This window comes from Nonomuraea sp. NPDC003754, assembly GCF_053605785.1.
Genome location: NZ_JBSGJX010000035.1, coordinates 60,254 through 75,863 on the forward strand (window position 1 = coordinate 60,254; position 15,610 = coordinate 75,863).

Below are 15,610 nucleotides of genomic sequence, written 5' to 3' on the forward strand. Positions count from 1 at the left end.
TCGGGCCGGATCCCAGCTCGACAGCGTGTAGTACTACGCTGGTGAGTGTGAAGGGTCTTGGCGAGCTCGAACGCAGCATCATGGACATCCTCTGGGCGCAGAACGCCCCGCTGACCGCCCGCGAGGTGGGCAGGCTCATAGAGGATCGCGACCTGGCCCCCACCACCGTCATGACCGTGCTCGACCGGCTCACCCGCAAGGGGTTCCTCGAGCGGACGCGCGACGGCCGGGCATGGAGATACGAACCAGCCGAAACCCGTGACAGCTACGTCGCCGAGCTTATGCTGGAGGCGTTGGACATGACGGGCGACCGCTCGGCCGCCCTCACCAGGTTCGCCCAGGCCGTCTCGGGGTCCGAGGCGGAGATCCTGCGCAAGGCCCTCACGGAGCTGGAGGAAGAGTGATCACGGCGGCGGCGTTGGCAGCGCTCGCCGCGGCGTGCGCGATCGGCGCCTGGCGCTTCACCGCCGCCCGCTGGACCTCCCGCGCTCCCCGCCTCGCCATCGCCCTGTGGCAGTCGCTCGGCGTCGCCTGGGGTCTGGCCAGCACCGGGGCGCTGCTCGCCTTCGCCGTCATGCCGTACGACAGGGGTGTGATCCAGGGGCTGCTCGCCTTCGCCGCCGGTGAGCGGCCCGGCGTGCCGTGGGACCCGTTCCACGCGCTCGCCATGGTCGCGGGGCTGACCATGCTGGCCGTCCTGGTCGCCGTGCTGCTCGCAGCCGGCGTGCAGACGCTGCGCGCCAGGCGCCGCCACCGCACGCTGCTCGCGCTGATCGCCCGCGAGGAGCCGCGCATCCCTGGGGTGCGCATCCTCGACCATCCCGGCGCCGCCGCCTACTGCGTGCCGGGCCTGCGCTCGCACGTCGTGGTCAGCTCGGGCACGCTCGAACTGCTGTCGGAGGACGAGCTGACCGCGGTGCTCGCCCACGAGTCGGCCCACGTCCGCGAGCGCCACGACCTGGTGCTGCTGCCGTTCGGGGCGCTGCGCAGGGCGCTGCCGTTCTCGAAGGTCGTGCGCGACGCGCAGGCCCAGGTGGAACTGCTGGTCGAGATGGCCGCCGACGACCGGGCCCGCCGCTACTGCTCGCCGCGCCGCCTGGCCACCGCCCTGCTCCGTTTCGGTACGGCAGGCGCCATCCCGGCACCCCACGGCATGCTCGGCGCCGCCCACTCCCAGGTGATGGCCAGGGTCGACCGGCTGATCAAGCCGGCTCCCGACCTGCCGCGCTCCGGGCGTTTCGGGCTGATCGCCCTGAGTGTGATGTTGGCCACCTCCGCCCCCTTCCTGTGGGCGTTGCCCTTCTAACCTCGCCGTTTCCTGCTTGCAGGTGTTAGCCGCTTCGTTTGCAATTGCAAGCACATCGGGGCAGACTGACGGTATGGCACTACCCAACGTCGGCTCGATCGGTGAGTACATCCGCGAGCAACGGCAGCAGGCGAAGATCTCGCTGCGCCAGCTCGCGGCGGCGGCAGGGGTCTCCAACCCCTACCTCAGCCAGATCGAGCGGGGCCTGCGCAAGCCGAGCGCCGAGATCCTGAACCAGATCGCCAAGGGGCTGCACATCTCGTCGCAGGCGCTCTACGTGCAGGCGGGGCTGATCGAGGACCGCGAGCCCCCGAGCGACGTGATCACCGCGATCAGGGCCGACAACCTCATCACCGAGCGGCAACGCCAGGTGCTGATCGACATCTACGAGTCGTTCCGCAAGGAGAACCGCGCCGGGGACGAGCAGACCTCCCAGAATGCTCGCCCCCAGCACGATTCCGCGACGGACGACGAGCAGCCGCTGCCAGAGGAATTCCTCGCCGCGCTCGCTCCATACGCGGCGGATTCATCCAGCTCCTCGAACAACGGCACCGTCACCCAGGAAACCAAGGAAGGTTAACCCATGACGCTCGCCACCGAGGTCAAGAAGCTCACCGACTCCAAGCCGTTCTACGCGGTCGCCGGTGCCGGCGACTACGCCGTCGAGAAGCTCCGCGAGCTGCCCGAGCGGCTGCAGAAGCTGGAGTCGCGCCGCTCCGACTTCACCAAGGACCTGCCGGAGCGGGCGCGCGAGGCCCGGCTCAAGGCCGAGGATTTCGCCCGCGAGTTCCCCGAGAAGGCCCGCGACTACGCCGACCAGCTGAGCGCCAGGGCCACCGAGGTCTACGAGGAGTTCGCCACGCGCGGCCGCAAGGTCGTCAGCAAGGTGAGCGGCGAGGCCGCGCTGGAGCTCGAGGAGGTCTCCGAGGCCGCCGAGCCGCCGGTCGCCACGCCGGTCAAGAAGACCACCCGCGCCCCCAAGGCCGCCCCGAAGGCCTGACCCCGCGTGTTCAGGACCCCCGCCCGTCCCCGGGCGGGGGTCCTCGCGTTCCCTGGGCCGGTCAGCATTCCCCGGACGTCCGGGCGCCTTGGGCGGCTTGCCGTACTGGAAACAGGTTTCAGGGTGAATGGACTAGGGTGGTTGGCGACATCGCGGCACTGGGCGGAGTGGACATGATCACCTTTGGCCTTGACCTCATCTTCGCGATTCTCGCGATCATCGCGTTCGGCATGTCGGTGTGGGCGCTCGTCCACGCGCTCCGCACCCCGACCAACGCCTTCATCGCGGCGGGCAAGCTCCAGAAGAAGTGGTGGCTGCTGATCCTCGGCCTCGGCACGCTGTTCTCCTTCGCCACGGCCTGGGGCTACTTCGGCGCCAGCGGGCTGGCCAGGCTCAACATCTTCGCGATCGCCTCGGTGATCGCCGCCGGCGTCTACCTCGCCGACGTCAAGCCCGCCGTCCAGGGCATGGGCAAGGGCGGCGGCAACGGCCCCTACGGTCCCTGGTAGAGCGGCGGGCGCCCGGCTCCCGGTCCACCGCTTCCACGAAGGTCGCATGTCCAGAGAACTGATCGGTGCCGAGATGCAGGCCTTCCAGTCCGCCGTCGACGACTTCGACGCGGCCGCCGCCCGCGCCCTGGGCGTCAACAGGACCGACATCCGCTGCCTGGAGATCCTGCTGCGGCACGGCGAGATCACCCCCGGCATCCTCGGCCCCGAGCTCGGGCTGACGACCGGCAGCGTCACCGCCATGCTCGACCGGCTGGAGAAGCTCGGCTACCTGACCCGCTCCCCCGATCCCGGCGACCGCCGCAGGGTGGTCGTCCGGCCCACCGAGAAGGTCGCGGCCATCGCGGAGGAGCTCTACGGCCCCTTCGCCGTCGAGGGCGAGACGATCCTGTCCCGGTACACCGACGAGCAACTGGAGACGATCGCCCGCTTCCTGCGGGAGTCGCGCGAGCTCTACCAGCGGCACGTCACGAGGGCACGGGAGTGGCCCGCAGGGCGTTGACCAGCCACTGCGCCAGCCTGTCGTGCCCTTCGAGCGTGGGGTGCACGCCGTCGGGCAGCAGCACGTCGGCCCGGTCGCCGGAGATCCAGCGCTGCCGGAGCGGGTCGAGGAAGGTCACCTGTTCGCGGCCCGCCACGTCGGCGAGGGCGTCGCGGACCAGGTAGGCCTTGCGCGGGGCGCGGTCGATCCAGATGGGGCCGATCATGACGATCCTGGTGCGGGGCCAGACGGCCTTGACGGACCCCACGAGCCTGGCGGCGGCCCGCCGTACCGAGGAGGCGGCCCATCGGTGGTCGTTGTGGCCGCCCGAGATGATCAGCACGTCGGGGGCGGGCCGCCAGGCCAGCTCCGCCGTGAACGACTGCGCGAAGCTGCGGCCCACCCGGCCAGGATTGACGAAGCCGGTGCCGCCGGCGCCCGCGACCACCGGCTGCCAGCCCAGCCGCCGCGCCGCCTCGGTGGCGTAGGTCTCCCATGGGTGCACGGGCCCGGATCCGACGGTGAAGCTGTCGCCGACGACCATCATCACGGGTGTCGTGTCCTGCACGACGGGCACGCGCGCGGGCGGCTGCGAAGCCGCAGCACCATTGCACCCCGCAATAGCGGGACATATCCCGATTACCGTGGCGGCCGATGCGAGCAGACGACGACGCAGCAGGCCGCGCATGACCACCTCAGGGGTTCTAGGCTGCCGACATGACCTTCGATCTCCACGGGCGCACGCAACGGCTCGAACTCTCCGACCAGAACCTGCGCTCGTTCGAGGCGGTCGTCCTGGACTCGTCGCCAGAGGGGATCGTCTTGAGCAAGTCGGCATTCTATCCGGGCGGCGGCGGCCAGCCGGCCGATCAGGGAGTTCTTCTCTGGCAGGGGGTGGAAACCCGGATCGCCGGGGTACGCAAAGGCGACGATCTCTACCTGATCCCGGCAGAGGGCGATCCCGTCCCACCCGTCGGCACGGTCGTCGCCGGAGCCGTGGCGGACGAGCGGCGCTCGGCGCTCATGCGCACCCACTCCGGGCTCCACGTGCTGTGCGGGGTGGTCTTCCGCGACTACGGCGCGCTGGTCACCGGCGGCAACATGGAGGAGTTCTCCGCCCGGATGGACTTCAACCTGCCCGAGGTGCCACCGGGCTTCAAGGAGGCGGTCGAGGCCGCCTGCAACACCGAGATCGGCGCCGACCGGCGCATCGACGTGCGGGTGCTGCCGCGCGCGCAGGCGTTCGCGATTCCCGACATCATCCGCACGGCCACCAACCTGGTGCCCGAGCACGTGCAGGACGTCCGCATCGTCGACATCGTCGGCCTCGACACCCAGGCCGACGGCGGCACCCACGTCGCCTCCACCAAGCAGATCGGCCGGATCAAGGTGGCGAAGATCGAGAGCAAGGGCAGGGGCTTCCGCCGCCTGCGGATCACGATCTCCGACTGAGCCGGTCGGCCAGCTCGCCAAACCCGTTGCGCCTGGCCGCCCCCGCCGCGTCCAGCGGCTCCCAGTCGGGCAACCAGGCCGGGTCGGCGCCGCGGTGGAGGAGATACTCGGCGATGTCGCGCTGCCCTCCGTGGGCGGCGAACCAGAAGGCCAGGTCGAGATCGTACGGCTCGACCATCCGGTCGAGCAGCCCGAGCGCCGCCGCCTCGTGCGCCGCCACGGACGCGCCGCGTTCGACCAGGCGCCGCGCGGCCTTCCACTGCCCGAAGGCCACCGCGTCGGTGATCGGCGTGCCGTCCGCGATGACCGCGCCCGTGGCCTCGATGTCGGCGCCCGCGTCGAGCAGCGCGTCGAGGGCCTCGACGTCGTCGTTGCTGGCCGCCCAGTGCAGCGGCGTCTCGGTGTGCGGGCCGGCGAAGCGCGCGCCGACGTCGGCCCCGTGCGCGACGAGCAGCTCGATCGTGCGCCGGACGCCGGGGCGATTGCCGGGCCAGTCGGTGGCCACGTGCAGCAGCGAACGCCTGGTCCCGTCGCGCCCTTCCAGCCACTCGCGGGCGAGCCCCTCATGGGCGGTCAGCAGGCGCTCCAGCTCGGCGGCCTCACCGGCGTGGATCGCCGCGACGACGGCGACGGCGATCGGGTCGTCAACGTCCATGCCGGCCATTCTCGATCATGACGGGTGTCCCGTCGAGCCCCGGCCCGGGCCGTCAGAGGGAGCGGAACTGGCGGGTCGAGGAGATCGCGCCCGACGTCGTGGTGGTGAAGGTCCGCATCGAGCCCGCGAACTTCGACAGGTCCCACTCCGCCGGCCCGTGGTACCAGTAGAGGTTGTCGGCCTCCTGCCCGTCGCCCGTGACCGAGGCGACCACCCGCGACCAGTGCTCGACCCCGTCGAAGATCACCGCGTACGGCAGGTAGCGGGAGAACAGCTCGACCCGGTGCTGCTCGGGCACGGCGCCGAGGTCGCCCGCCAGCAGGTACTGCCGGAACCCCAGCGTGTGGGCCAGCGCGGCCGACCCCTTGGCGGTCTTGGCCGGCATCGACTGCCCGCCCACCGCCAGGGCCGCCCCCGCGATGACGACCGCCAGCCCCAGCAGGCCGTACGTGGTGAACCAGGCCAGCGCCACGGTCGCGGCCACGCCCAGGAAGCAGAGCACGAGGCCGATCGTGGTCCAGCGGGTGCGGACGGCGTCGGGACGGCGCGCGAACCAGCCCTGCTGCACGACGTCGGCGTAGAGGGCGTCGCGCACCTCGCCGAGGTGGGCGTGGAAGGAGCCGGACAGCTGCGACAGCAGCACCACGTCACGCCCGTCGAAGATCGCGTCGTACAGCGCCTTCTCGTACGGCATGAGCGAGCCGACGGGCGCGTTCGGCAGCCTGACCAGCAGCCAGTCGGGCGCGTCGTAGGTCTGGCGGGGCTGCTCGTCGATGCGCAGGTAGCCGCGGACCGCGAGGTCGACGATGGTGGCCGTCACGTCGATCACGTCGGCCTGCTCGTCGATCAGCGTGCCGATCTGGCCGGGCCGTACGCCGTCGGGCGGGGTGAAGTGGCCGTCCTGGACGGCGGCGACCGCGCCCCCTTCGTGGCCGACGACGCGGGCGTCGCGGCCGCGCGTCCACCACAGCAGGCCCACCCCGCCCAGCAGCAGCACCAGCAGCCCGGCCAGGGCGCCCCCGGTGACCAGGTCGAGCGTGAACGCCGAGGCCAGCGTCCAGCGCCGCGCCAGGATCGGCTCGCCGCCGCTGGAGCCCTGGGGGAAGCCGACGACGACGGTCAGCGCCTGGCCGGCGTTGAGCCGCTGCTGCTCGAAGTCGGCGCGCGCCCCGGTGTGGTCCATGGAGGCGGACGTGCAGCCGATCGCCGAGGTCAGGTCGCCGGCGAAGCACGACAGGTTCTGGATCGAGGCCGGGCCTGTGACCTTGACCGTGGCCTTCTCCACCGGGACGTTCCAGCCGCCGACGGCGAACCAGCGCAGCTCCTCGTCGCCGCCGGCCTGGGTGACGGCGCCGGTCACGTCGTAGGAGACGGTGCCGTCGCCCTTCATGGTCAGCACGTCGCCCGCGAGCGTGCCGCCCTTGACGTTGGAGATCCGGTAGAGCCGGTCGAAGGAGTCGTCGTAGCGGGTGCGGCTCAGGAAGGTCCGCTTGACCTCGCCGCCCGCGCCGCTGATCTTCTCGCTCACATGGAGCACGCCGCCCTTGCCGAGCTCGATCGTCACCTCGTCGGTGATCGCCCCCGACGGCGCCGTCATGGAGAGCGCGCCGAGCAGGAAAGCGGCCAAGGCGACCTTGATACCCGTCATGGCGGCCGATCGTAGCGGTTGGCACAGACGCTCTGAATGGGTACGCCCTGACCAGGGGGAATGCGATGGTTCGGGGTGTGAGGGCGATTCACGGCGCCGCGCGGCAGGCCTGTACGCGCGGGCCCGGACGGGGTTTCATCGTCGGTACGGCACGACCGCCCACGCCGGAGGTGTCCCGATGACACTCCCGCCCTACCAGCCGATGCTCGCCAAGGCCGGATCGCTGCCGGTCGCCGGCGACTGGGGCTACGAGATGAAGTGGGACGGGGTCAGGGCGGTGGCCTACGTCGAGGACAGGGCGGTCAGGCTGGTCTCGCGCAACGGCAAGGACGTCACCGTGGCCTACCCAGAACTGCGCATGCTGGGCGGCGCGGTGGGCGGCCACGACCTGGTCCTCGACGGGGAGATCGTCGCCTTCGACGCCGCGGGCCGCCCTTCGTTCGCCGCCTTGCAGCCGCGGATGCACCAGCGCCACCCGGCGAAGATCGCGGAGCTGGTCAGGTCGGTGCCCGTGACGTTCATGCTGTTCGACCTGCTGCACATCAACGCGGTCAGCGTGGTCGGCCTGCCGTACACGCAGCGCCGGGAGGTGCTGGAGGAGACGGTCACGCCGGGTGCGCGCTGGCAGGTGCCCGTGTGGTTCCACGGCGCCGGCCAGGACGCGGTGGCGGCCAGCAAGTCACTCGGACTCGAAGGCGTGGTGGCCAAGCGGCTCGGCTCGCCCTACCGGCCGGGGCAGCGCTCGGCCGACTGGACCAAGGTGAAGAACTTCGCCACGCTCGAGGTCGTCATCTGCGGCTGGAAGCCGGGTGAGGGCCGCCGGGCGGGGACCATCGGATCCCTGCTGCTCGGCGTGCACGACGCCGAGGGGCGGCTGGTCTTCGCCGGGCACGTGGGCACCGGCTTCACCGACCGCATGCTGGCCGATCTGGAGGCGCGGCTGCGGCCGCTGGAGCGGCCCGACCCGCCCGTGGCCGGGGTGCCGCCCGAGCACGCCCGGGGCGCGCACTGGGTGGAGGCGGCGCTGGTCGGGGAGGTCCGCTACGCGGAGTGGACGCCGGACGGGCGGGTGCGGCACCCCTCGTGGCGCGGCCTGCGCGAGGACAAGCGGCCGGAGGAGGTGCGGGTCCCCCAGGCCTCGTAGGAGGAGTTCGCGGGAGGCCGCGCGGGGTGGTTCACAGCCGGATCAGGCCGCGCTCGACCGCCGCCGTGACGGCCGCCGTGCGGGTGTCGACGCCGAGCTTGCCGTACACGTGGACCAGGTGGGTCTTGACGGTCGCCTCGGTGATGAACAGCGCCTTGGCGATCTCCTTGTTGCCCGCCCCCTTGGCCAGCAGCCCGAGGATCTCGATCTCCCTGGCGGTGAGGGCGGGCCCGGGGTCGCGCATGCGGCGCATCATCCGCGTCGCCACCTTCGGCGACAGGACGGTCTCGCCCCTGGCCGCCGCCTTGATGGCCTGGAACAGCTCGTCGGGCGGGCAGGCCTTGAGCACGTAGCCGGTCGCCCCGGCGTCGATGGCCCTGACGATGTCCGCCTCGGTCTCGTAGGTGGTCAGCACGAGTACCTGCGGGGCGTTGGGTAGCGCGCGGACCAGCCGCGTGGTCTCCACGCCGTCGGCTCCTTCGCCGAGCTGCAGGTCCATCAGCACGACGTCGGGCTGCCTGAGGGCGATCCCCCTGACCGCCTCCTGCGACGTGCCGGCCTCACCGACGATCTCCATGTCGGGCTCACCGCCGACCAGGGCCGCGATTCCCGCCCGCACCACGGGGTGGTCGTCCACCAGGAAGAGCTTCACAGCGGAATCCTCGCAGCCACGGCCGTGCCCTCGCCCGGCACGCTCTCGACGACCAGGGTGCCGCCCACCTCGGCCAGCCGGTCGCGCATGGCGCGCAGGCCGTACCCGCGCCCCGGCCCGGAGACGGCCTGGTCGAAGCCCACACCGTCGTCGAACACGTCGAGCGTCACCTCGCCCTCCAGGTAGGACAGCGTGACGACCACCCTGCTCGCGTGGGCGTGCTCGCGCGCGTTGGCCAGCGCTCCCTGCGCCACTCTGAGCAGGACGGCCTGCGTCTTGGGGTCGAGGGGATACTCGGCCCCCTCCTGGCGGAAGTCGTCGCTGATCGCCTTGAGCGCGTCGGGCAGCGACCGCGAGGCCAGTTCGGCGGGACCGAGGTCTCTGACGAGGCGCCGCGCCTCCTCCAGGTTGTCGCCCGCCAGGGCCATGGCCTGGCGCAGGTACCCGCGGGCACGGTCGGGGTCGGCCGTCCACGCCCGGTCGGCGGCCTGCAGCAGCATGCGCTGGCTGGTCAGGCCCTGGGCGATCGTGTCGTGGATCTCGCGGCTGAGCCGTTCCCTCTCCTCCAGGACGCCCGCGCGCCGCAGTTCCCAGAAGATGACCACGGTCATCGCGGCCACCGCGACGGGCGCGAGCACCTGGCTCGGATCGAACCGGTCGGCCAGGTAGATCTGGGAGACGATCACCGCGGCCGTCAGCACGGTGGCGGCCACGATCGCCAGCGGCGGCGACAGCAGCCGCAGGCACATGAAGAACAGCGGGATCGCGCACCACGAGAACGACGGCGCCATCTCGACCAGCACCAGCCAGAGCAGGAGCACGGCGGCGAGCCAGACCAGCCGGCCGCGCTGGCCGAGCGGCCGCCAGAACACCACGCCCGCGGCGTAGACGGCGCCGAGGACGGCGGCCAGGCTCACGTTCGTGATGCTCTCGCCGTTGAGCCCGTGCCTGACCAGCAGCCTGGAGGCCGAGGCGGCCAGCAGAAGGAAGAACCCGACGTGCATGGCCCTGTTCAGCCAGACGCGTTCCACCGCTCCTCCTGTCGTCACATCAGCCTTTCGGTTGACGTACGGCTCCGCCGTTTTCTTCCCCCGGTGCCGACCGTTCGCGGGATGAGCCGCCCTTTTCCGGGAGGCATGGTGGTGGTATGGACCCAGTTGTGTGGTTGAGCCGGCGAGCGGTGCTGGCCGCGGCGGCCGCCCTCGGGCTCGCGGCGTGCGGCGCGGAATCCCGACCACAATCCTCGCGTCCTTGCATGAAAGGATCAAATGTGCTCAACGGACAACTGCTCACCGCCGCCGCCACGGGTGACGCCGCCGCCGTCAGAGAGGCCGTCACCGAGGGGGCCGACCTGGAGGCGCGCGACAGCCAGCGGCGCACCGCCCTGCTGCTGGCAAGCGCCGCCGACCACGTGGAGGTCGCCGAGATCCTGGTCGCCGCGGGCGCCGACCCGAACGCCCTCGACGCCCAGCACGACACCCCGTGGCTGGTCACCGGCGTGACGGGCAGCGTGGCCATGATGCGGGCGCTGCTGCCCGCCAAGCCCGACCTGACGGTCAGGAACCGCTACGGCGGCGTCTCGCTCATCCCCGCGTGCGAGCGGGGGCACGTCGACTACGTGCGCGAGGTGCTCAAGACGGGCATCGACGTCAACCACGTCAACGACCTCGGGTGGACCGGACTGCTGGAGGCGGTCATCCTGGGCGACGGCGGGCCGCCGTACCAGGAGATCGTCAGGCTGCTGCTGGCCGCGGGCGCCGACCCCGAGCTGGCCGACCGCGACGGCGTGACCGCGTTGCGGCACGCCGAGAAGAAGGGGCAGCACGAGGTGGCGGAACTCCTCCGGCAGGCCTGACCTCGGCAGCGGCGGCCGCTCAGGCGCGCAGCCGTACCTCGCCGACGGGACGCCCGCCGCCCAGCAGCGGCGGGACCGCCAGCGCGTCGAGCTCGGGCGCCTCGAGACCGAGGGCGCGCAGCGCGGCCACGGTGACCGGCACCCGCGCCCGCGACGTCCCGTCCTCGACCTTGACGGTGCCCGCGCGGCCGTCGGCGAAGGCGAAGGCGTCGAAACCCTCGGCGCCCGCCTTCACCATCAGCCCCGGTACGGCCCGCATCAGCGCCACCTCCGGCCGGGTGGTGCCCGAGGTCCACTCGGGATGGGCGATCACGGCCTCGTAGACGCGCCGCTCCGGCGAGCCGGGACCGCCCAGCGGGAAGGCCCTGAACGCCCTGGCCACGCCCACCATCGAGACGAAGAACAGCGGCGCGCCGCAGCCGTCCACGCCGGTCGCGGCCACGCGCTCGCCCGTCAGCTCCTCGACCGTCTCCCTGACGGCCCGCTGCAGCGGATGCGCGGGGTCCAGGTAGGTCTCCACCGGCCAGCCGTTGACGGCGCAGGTGGCGAGCATGGCGGCGTGCTTGCCCGAGCAGTTCATGTAGACGCGCGCCTTGCCGGTCACGCTCCTGTCCTCGGGGTGGTCCTCGGGGCAGAGAAGGGCGCTCTCGTCGAGCCCCGCGCCGGCGAGGATCTTCCTGACCCCGTCGACGTGGAAGGGCTCGCCCGCATGGGAGGCACAGGCCAGCGCGAGCAGCTCGCCGTCCAGGTCGAGGCCGCGGCGCAGCATGCCGAGCGCCTGGAGCGGCTTCATCGAGGAGCGCGGCGAGGCCAGCGCGTCGACGGCGCCATGGACACGGACCGGGGTCCCGTCGGCGGCCACCGCCAGCATCCGGACCTGGTGCGTGGACTCCACGAACCCAGACCGGACAACCTCCACAACAAGCGACATTTCCCCTCCCTTTCGCGACGAGTGTAGCCGCGGCCCCGCCGGGCGCGCGGAGGGCCGCGCTCCTGGACGCCACGGCGGTGGGCCACAATGGGGTGTCATGCGAGCAGTCGTCCAGCGGGTCAGCCACGCCTCCGTCGTCGTCGAGGGCCGGACGGTCGGCGCGATCGACGAGCCCGGCCTGATGGTCCTGGTCGGCGCGACCCACACCGACACCCCCGCCGAAGCGCGCAAGCTGGCCGCCAAGCTGTGGGGCCTGCGCATCCTCGACGGCGAGAAGTCCTGCTCGGACATCGGCGCCCCGCTGCTGGTCATCAGCCAGTTCACCCTGTACGGCGACACGCGCAAGGGCCGCCGCCCCACCTGGCAGGCCGCCGCGCCGGGACCGGTCGCCGAGCCGCTGGTCCAGGCGGTCGTCGACGAGCTGAGGGCGCTCGGCGCACACGTGGAGACCGGCAGCTTCGGCGCCGACATGAAGGTCTCCCTCCTCAACGACGGCCCGATCACGCTGGTCATCGACCTGTGAGCAGGTAGGGCCAGCCTCACCTTTTTCCCGGATGGCTCGCCCATGTCCGGAAGGCGCCCCTCCCCCTACCGTTGATCGCATGACCATCTGGCAACGGATCCGCTCCTTATGGGGAGCGGCGACCTGGCTGCGCACCCTGCACGTGGCGATGGGCCTGCTGGCCGGGGCCCTCACGGCAGGCGTGATCATCGCCCTGGTCTTCGCGTCGGTGCTGCTGGTCTGGACCGTGGTCGTGCCGGTGATCGCCGTCGGCGTGCTGTTCTGGGCGCTGCCGTACCTCACCGCCCTGCAGCGGTCCCGCTTCTCCGCCTACCTGGACGTCACGATCGCGCCGGTGCCGCGGGCGTGGCCGCCCCGCAACCCGCTCACCTGGCTGGTCGGCCAGGCCAAGGCGCTCAGCACGTGGCGGCAGATCGCCTACCACCTGCTCTGCCCGCTGCTCAACGGCCTGGGCGCGACCGCCCTGCTCATCGCCTGGGGCGGCACCATCACCCTGGCCATCCTGTCGGCCCGCACCTTCGCCCTGGCGGCCTACTGGTGGCTCGGCGTGCTGTTCGCGGTGATCGCCGTCGGCCTGTTCGTCGCCGGACCCCTCGTGGCCAGGGCGTTCGCCTGGGTCGACATCATCGCGGGCAAGGCGCTGCTCGGCCCGAGCATCAGCGACGAGCTGGCACAGCGGGTGGAGACGCTGCGGGAGAGCCGCGCCGAGGTGATCGACGCGGCCGACGCCGAGCGCCGCCGCATCGAGCGCGACCTGCACGACGGTACCCAGCAGCGCCTCGTCTGGCTCGCCATGAACCTCGGCATGGCCCGCGCCACCCTCACCGACCTGCCGGAACCGGCCCGCCAGGTGATCGCCCAGGCCCACGAGGAGGCCAAGCAGGCGCTCAAGGAGCTGCGCGACCTCGTCCGCGGCCTGCACCCCGCCGTCCTGACCGACGAGGGCCTCGACGCGGCCCTGTCCGGCCTGGCCGCCCGCGCGCCCCTCCCCGTACGGCTCAGCGTCGACGTCGCGGACCGTGCCTCGCCCACGATCGAGGCGGTGGCGTTCTTCGTCGTGTCGGAGGCGCTCACCAACATCGCCAAGCACGCCGAGGCGGCCGACGCCGCGATCACGGTCGTCCGCAGAGGTGATCGGTTGCGGGTGACCGTCCAGGACGACGGGAAGGGCGGGGCCGCGCCCGAGCGCGGCACCGGCCTGCGCGGCCTGGCGCAGCGGGTCGGCTCCGTGGACGGACGGCTGCGAATCGACAGCCCGGCGGGCGGACCGACGACGATCGAAGTGGAGCTTCCATGCGAGTAGTGCTGGCCGAGGACTCGGTGCTGCTGAGGGAGGGCCTGACCTGGGTGCTCGGCTCGGCGGGCATGCAGGTCGTGGCCGCGGTGGCCGACGCCGAGGAGTTGCTGCGCGCGGTCGAGCAGCACGCGCCCGACCTGGTGATCACCGACGTGCGGATGCCGCCCTCGCACAGGGACGAGGGGCTGCGCGCGGCCCTCGTGCTGCGCCGCCAGCGGCCGGGGCAGCCGATCGTCGTGCTGTCGCAGTACGTCGAGGAGCGCTACGCCAGCCAGCTGCTGTCGACCGAGACGACCGGGGTCGGCTACCTGCTCAAGGACCGGGTCGCCGACGTCACCGAGTTCGTCGCCGCGCTGCGCAGGGTCGAGGCGGGCGGCACCGCGCTCGACCCCGAGGTGGTCGCCCAGCTTCTGCTGCGCGGCCGCAGCGACCCGCTCGACCAGCTCACCCGCAGGGAGCGCGAGGTGCTCGCGCTCATCGCGGAGGGCCGCTCCAACACCGGCATCGCCGAGGCGCTGGTCGTCTCGGAGGGCGCGGTCGGCAAGCACATCAACAACATCTTCGCCAAGCTCGGCCTGTCCGGCGCCGACGACAAGGACCACCGGCGGGTCCTGGCCGTCCTGCGCTTCCTCAAGGTCTGAAGGGGGCTCGCCCATGCGGAAGCCGTGGTCATCGAAGTCGGACGAAGGCTCGTCAACGCGCACGGTGTGGCTGGTCGTCGGCGGTCTGTTCGCCTTCGGCTCGATCGTCGGCGTCGGGACGGCGTTCGGCCTCAACATCCCCGCGCCCGACGCGTCGGCCGAGACCTCCCTGATCTCCACCCGCACCAGGGAGGTCACCGAGAACGTCTACGAGCTCACCACGCCGGAGGTGGTCCTCGACGCGTCGGGCGAGGTCGACGTCAAGGTCGTCCAGGGCAAGCACGGGGAGCTGGCGATCAGGCGGGAGTCCACGTGGAGCGTGGGCTCCCGCCACCAGGAGGAGTCGTGGAACGGCCGGTGGTTACGGGCCGTCTTCGTCTGCGAGACGCCGGGGTGCGGCGCCGTCTACACGCTCGCGGTCCCCGAGGGCACCACGGTGATGCTGAACGGCACGCCCCGCTCGCTCACCTGCCCGGCCGGCAAGTGCGTCCAGCTGTGACACCGTGCGCGCGTGCGGCCCGCCCGTGCCGGACCGGGAGGGCCGGGCACGGCGCGCCGTACCGGACAGGGCGGGCGGTCAGCGGATGCGGCGGCGGAGCGCCGGGTCGATCGACACGTTGCGGCCCGCGTCCGGCGGCACGACGACCTCCTGGCCGGCTGCGACGCCGCCGGCCAGCAGCGGCGCGTCGACCGGCACCGTCCGCTTGACCAGGGCCAGCGCGATCGGCCCCAGCTCGTGGTGGCGGGCCGAGGACCCGACGAAGCCCACGTCCTGCCCGTCGAGCACCACCGGCGCGCCGTGCGGCGGCAGGGTGTCGACGCTGCCGTCGAGGTGCAGGAACACCAGGCGGCGCGGCGGGTGCCCCAGGTTGTGGACGCGGGCGACCGTCTCCTGCCCGCGGTAGCAGCCCTTGGTCAGGTGGACGGCCGCGCCGATCCAGCCCACCTCGTGCGGGATCGTCTTGTGGTCGGTGTCGAGCCCGAGCCGCGGCCGGTGCCGCTCGATGCGCAACGCCTCGTAGGCCCACAGCCCGGCCAGCGGCCTGCCCAGATGGTCGCCGAGCTCGGCACGCGGCACGAGGACGTCCTCGTCGGCGGTCGACAGGACGGCCAGCTCGTCGGCGAGCGACACCTCGACCCTGAGCATGAACCGCATGCGGTCGAGATAGTCGATCAACGCGGCCGACGCGCCAGGCTCCACGTGGGCGAGCACGGCCGCGCCGTCGTCGACGAGCGTCAGGTGCTGCTCCACCCTTCCCTGCAGGTCGAGGAGCAGCGTCTGGGTCCACACGCCCGGCTGCAGGGTGTCGAGCTTCTGCGAGGTGAGGTCGTTGAGCCATTTCAGCCGGTCGGCACCGGCGATCCGCACGATCTCACGGTTGCTGCGGTCGACGACCGCCTCGCCCTTCAGCAGCGCGCGCTGCTCGGCGAACAGGTCACCGTAGTGGGCGGCCACGTCGGCGTCGGGGGCCTCGGCCGCGACGGCGCCGGGGAGATCCAGCAGAGGGCTACGCAT

At 72.1% G+C, this 15,610-nt stretch carries 20 protein-coding genes; 13 read left to right on the forward strand and 7 right to left on the reverse strand.

From position 1 onward, the window contains the following. Positions 1 to 47 precede the first annotated feature (47 nt). The 6 genes from ACWEVS_RS33790 to ACWEVS_RS33815 all read left to right on the forward strand — a co-directional run bounded on the left by ACWEVS_RS33790 (position 48) and on the right by ACWEVS_RS33815 (position 3,317). The gene (locus tag ACWEVS_RS33790) at positions 48 to 404 is read left to right on the forward strand and encodes a BlaI/MecI/CopY family transcriptional regulator (protein WP_354914046.1); all 357 of its coding nucleotides are present in this window, start codon (positions 48 to 50) and stop codon (positions 402 to 404) included. Beyond that, on the forward strand, positions 401 to 1,306 hold the full coding sequence (locus ACWEVS_RS33795; protein ID WP_452554757.1) for a M56 family metallopeptidase: 906 nt from the start codon (positions 401 to 403) through the stop codon (positions 1,304 to 1,306). The genes ACWEVS_RS33790 and ACWEVS_RS33795 overlap by 4 nt, the downstream gene beginning before the upstream one ends. 73 nt (positions 1,307 to 1,379) lie before the next feature. Then, complete coding sequence (locus ACWEVS_RS33800; protein ID WP_354914049.1) at positions 1,380 to 1,886, forward strand: helix-turn-helix domain-containing protein; 507 nt, start codon at positions 1,380 to 1,382, stop codon at positions 1,884 to 1,886. A gap of 3 nt (positions 1,887 to 1,889) precedes the next feature. After that, positions 1,890 to 2,306 carry a hypothetical protein gene (locus tag ACWEVS_RS33805; RefSeq protein WP_354914051.1) on the forward strand — a complete coding sequence of 139 codons (417 nt, stop codon included), beginning with the start codon at positions 1,890 to 1,892 and terminating at the stop codon, positions 2,304 to 2,306. Between the two features lie 173 nt (positions 2,307 to 2,479). Beyond that, on the forward strand, positions 2,480 to 2,815 hold the full coding sequence (locus tag ACWEVS_RS33810) for a DUF2516 family protein (RefSeq protein ID WP_452418051.1): 336 nt from the start codon (positions 2,480 to 2,482) through the stop codon (positions 2,813 to 2,815). Between the two features lie 46 nt (positions 2,816 to 2,861). Further along, positions 2,862 to 3,317, forward strand: a complete 456-nt coding sequence (locus ACWEVS_RS33815) for a MarR family winged helix-turn-helix transcriptional regulator (protein ID WP_452554759.1) — start codon at positions 2,862 to 2,864, stop codon at positions 3,315 to 3,317. Here ACWEVS_RS33815 and ACWEVS_RS33820 read toward each other — a convergent pair. Next, positions 3,283 to 3,873 carry an SGNH/GDSL hydrolase family protein gene (locus ACWEVS_RS33820; protein WP_452554761.1) on the reverse strand — a complete coding sequence of 197 codons (591 nt, stop codon included), beginning with the start codon at positions 3,871 to 3,873 and terminating at the stop codon, positions 3,283 to 3,285. The genes ACWEVS_RS33815 and ACWEVS_RS33820 overlap by 35 nt on opposite strands. Before the next feature lie 140 nt (positions 3,874 to 4,013). Between ACWEVS_RS33820 and ACWEVS_RS33825 the strand changes: the two genes are divergently transcribed. Beyond that, positions 4,014 to 4,748, forward strand: coding sequence for an alanyl-tRNA editing protein (locus ACWEVS_RS33825; RefSeq protein WP_354914058.1), 735 nt, complete (start codon positions 4,014 to 4,016; stop codon positions 4,746 to 4,748). Here the strand turns inward: ACWEVS_RS33825 and ACWEVS_RS33830 are convergent. After that, positions 4,732 to 5,403, reverse strand: coding sequence for an ankyrin repeat domain-containing protein (locus tag ACWEVS_RS33830; protein ID WP_449914429.1), 672 nt, complete (start codon positions 5,401 to 5,403; stop codon positions 4,732 to 4,734). The two genes, ACWEVS_RS33825 and ACWEVS_RS33830, sit on opposite strands and share 17 nt — an antisense overlap. 52 nt (positions 5,404 to 5,455) lie before the next feature. Beyond that, positions 5,456 to 7,051, reverse strand: a complete 1,596-nt coding sequence (locus tag ACWEVS_RS33835) for a DUF2207 domain-containing protein (RefSeq protein ID WP_452554764.1) — start codon at positions 7,049 to 7,051, stop codon at positions 5,456 to 5,458. A gap of 178 nt (positions 7,052 to 7,229) precedes the next feature. On the opposite strand from ACWEVS_RS33835, the gene ligD reads away from it, so the two are divergent. Continuing rightward, positions 7,230 to 8,195: a non-homologous end-joining DNA ligase gene (gene ligD, locus ACWEVS_RS33840; protein WP_449914432.1), complete on the forward strand. Its 966-nt coding sequence runs from the start codon at positions 7,230 to 7,232 to the stop codon at positions 8,193 to 8,195. Between the two features lie 31 nt (positions 8,196 to 8,226). Here ligD and ACWEVS_RS33845 read toward each other — a convergent pair whose 3' ends face one another. Both ACWEVS_RS33845 and ACWEVS_RS33850 read right to left on the reverse strand, forming a co-directional pair. Next, positions 8,227 to 8,847, reverse strand: coding sequence for a response regulator transcription factor (locus ACWEVS_RS33845; protein WP_354914065.1), 621 nt, complete (start codon positions 8,845 to 8,847; stop codon positions 8,227 to 8,229). Continuing rightward, a complete protein-coding gene (locus ACWEVS_RS33850) occupies positions 8,844 to 9,878 on the reverse strand; it encodes a sensor histidine kinase (protein ID WP_449914434.1) in 1,035 nt (344 codons plus the stop codon). The genes ACWEVS_RS33845 and ACWEVS_RS33850 overlap by 4 nt, the downstream gene beginning before the upstream one ends. A 239-nt stretch (positions 9,879 to 10,117) precedes the next feature. On the opposite strand from ACWEVS_RS33850, the gene ACWEVS_RS33855 reads away from it, so the two are divergent. Beyond that, positions 10,118 to 10,702 (forward strand): ankyrin repeat domain-containing protein, encoded by a 585-nt coding sequence (locus ACWEVS_RS33855; RefSeq protein ID WP_354914069.1) that lies wholly within the window; start codon positions 10,118 to 10,120, stop codon positions 10,700 to 10,702. A 19-nt stretch (positions 10,703 to 10,721) separates the two neighbouring features. Here ACWEVS_RS33855 and ACWEVS_RS33860 read toward each other — a convergent pair whose 3' ends face one another. Further along, positions 10,722 to 11,633: an asparaginase gene (locus ACWEVS_RS33860; RefSeq protein ID WP_452418064.1), complete on the reverse strand. Its 912-nt coding sequence runs from the start codon at positions 11,631 to 11,633 to the stop codon at positions 10,722 to 10,724. 97 nt (positions 11,634 to 11,730) lie between these two features. Here ACWEVS_RS33860 and dtd point away from each other — a divergent pair, with 97 nt between their 5' ends. The 4 genes from dtd (at position 11,731) to ACWEVS_RS33880 (ending at position 14,593) form a co-directional block, all read left to right on the forward strand. After that, positions 11,731 to 12,156, forward strand: a complete 426-nt coding sequence (dtd, locus tag ACWEVS_RS33865) for a D-aminoacyl-tRNA deacylase (RefSeq protein WP_452554767.1) — start codon at positions 11,731 to 11,733, stop codon at positions 12,154 to 12,156. A gap of 79 nt (positions 12,157 to 12,235) precedes the next feature. Next, on the forward strand, positions 12,236 to 13,459 hold the full coding sequence (locus ACWEVS_RS33870; RefSeq protein WP_452554769.1) for a histidine kinase: 1,224 nt from the start codon (positions 12,236 to 12,238) through the stop codon (positions 13,457 to 13,459). Next, positions 13,450 to 14,094 (forward strand): response regulator transcription factor, encoded by a 645-nt coding sequence (locus ACWEVS_RS33875; RefSeq protein ID WP_354914077.1) that lies wholly within the window; start codon positions 13,450 to 13,452, stop codon positions 14,092 to 14,094. The genes ACWEVS_RS33870 and ACWEVS_RS33875 overlap by 10 nt, the downstream gene beginning before the upstream one ends. A 13-nt stretch (positions 14,095 to 14,107) precedes the next feature. Next, entirely contained in the window at positions 14,108 to 14,593 is a 486-nt protein-coding gene (locus tag ACWEVS_RS33880) for a hypothetical protein (RefSeq protein ID WP_449914443.1), read from the forward strand. A gap of 78 nt (positions 14,594 to 14,671) precedes the next feature. Here ACWEVS_RS33880 and ygfZ read toward each other — a convergent pair whose 3' ends face one another. Beyond that, positions 14,672 to 15,610 carry a CAF17-like 4Fe-4S cluster assembly/insertion protein YgfZ gene (ygfZ, locus tag ACWEVS_RS33885; protein WP_449914446.1) on the reverse strand — a complete coding sequence of 313 codons (939 nt, stop codon included), beginning with the start codon at positions 15,608 to 15,610 and terminating at the stop codon, positions 14,672 to 14,674.

Excerpts from the sequence above, each read along its gene's own strand:
- ACWEVS_RS33800 (WP_354914049.1), top strand. The coding sequence starts at position 1,380 with ATGGCACTACCCAACGTCGGCTCGATCGGTGAGTACATCCGCGAGCAA.
- ACWEVS_RS33805 (WP_354914051.1), top strand. The coding sequence starts at position 1,890 with ATGACGCTCGCCACCGAGGTCAAGAAGCTCACCGACTCCAAGCCGTTC.
- ACWEVS_RS33810 (WP_452418051.1), top strand. The coding sequence starts at position 2,480 with ATGATCACCTTTGGCCTTGACCTCATCTTCGCGATTCTCGCGATCATC.
- ACWEVS_RS33815 (WP_452554759.1), top strand. The coding sequence starts at position 2,862 with ATGTCCAGAGAACTGATCGGTGCCGAGATGCAGGCCTTCCAGTCCGCC.
- ACWEVS_RS33825 (WP_354914058.1), top strand. The coding sequence starts at position 4,014 with ATGACCTTCGATCTCCACGGGCGCACGCAACGGCTCGAACTCTCCGAC.
- ACWEVS_RS33830 (WP_449914429.1), bottom strand. The coding sequence starts at position 5,403 with ATGGACGTTGACGACCCGATCGCCGTCGCCGTCGTCGCGGCGATCCAC.
- ACWEVS_RS33835 (WP_452554764.1), bottom strand. The coding sequence starts at position 7,051 with ATGACGGGTATCAAGGTCGCCTTGGCCGCTTTCCTGCTCGGCGCGCTC.
- ligD (WP_449914432.1), top strand. The coding sequence starts at position 7,230 with ATGACACTCCCGCCCTACCAGCCGATGCTCGCCAAGGCCGGATCGCTG.
- ACWEVS_RS33860 (WP_452418064.1), bottom strand. The coding sequence starts at position 11,633 with ATGTCGCTTGTTGTGGAGGTTGTCCGGTCTGGGTTCGTGGAGTCCACG.
- dtd (WP_452554767.1), top strand. The coding sequence starts at position 11,731 with ATGCGAGCAGTCGTCCAGCGGGTCAGCCACGCCTCCGTCGTCGTCGAG.
- ACWEVS_RS33870 (WP_452554769.1), top strand. The coding sequence starts at position 12,236 with ATGACCATCTGGCAACGGATCCGCTCCTTATGGGGAGCGGCGACCTGG.
- ACWEVS_RS33875 (WP_354914077.1), top strand. The coding sequence starts at position 13,450 with ATGCGAGTAGTGCTGGCCGAGGACTCGGTGCTGCTGAGGGAGGGCCTG.
- ACWEVS_RS33880 (WP_449914443.1), top strand. The coding sequence starts at position 14,108 with ATGCGGAAGCCGTGGTCATCGAAGTCGGACGAAGGCTCGTCAACGCGC.
- ygfZ (WP_449914446.1), bottom strand. The coding sequence starts at position 15,610 with ATGCGTAGCCCTCTGCTGGATCTCCCCGGCGCCGTCGCGGCCGAGGCC.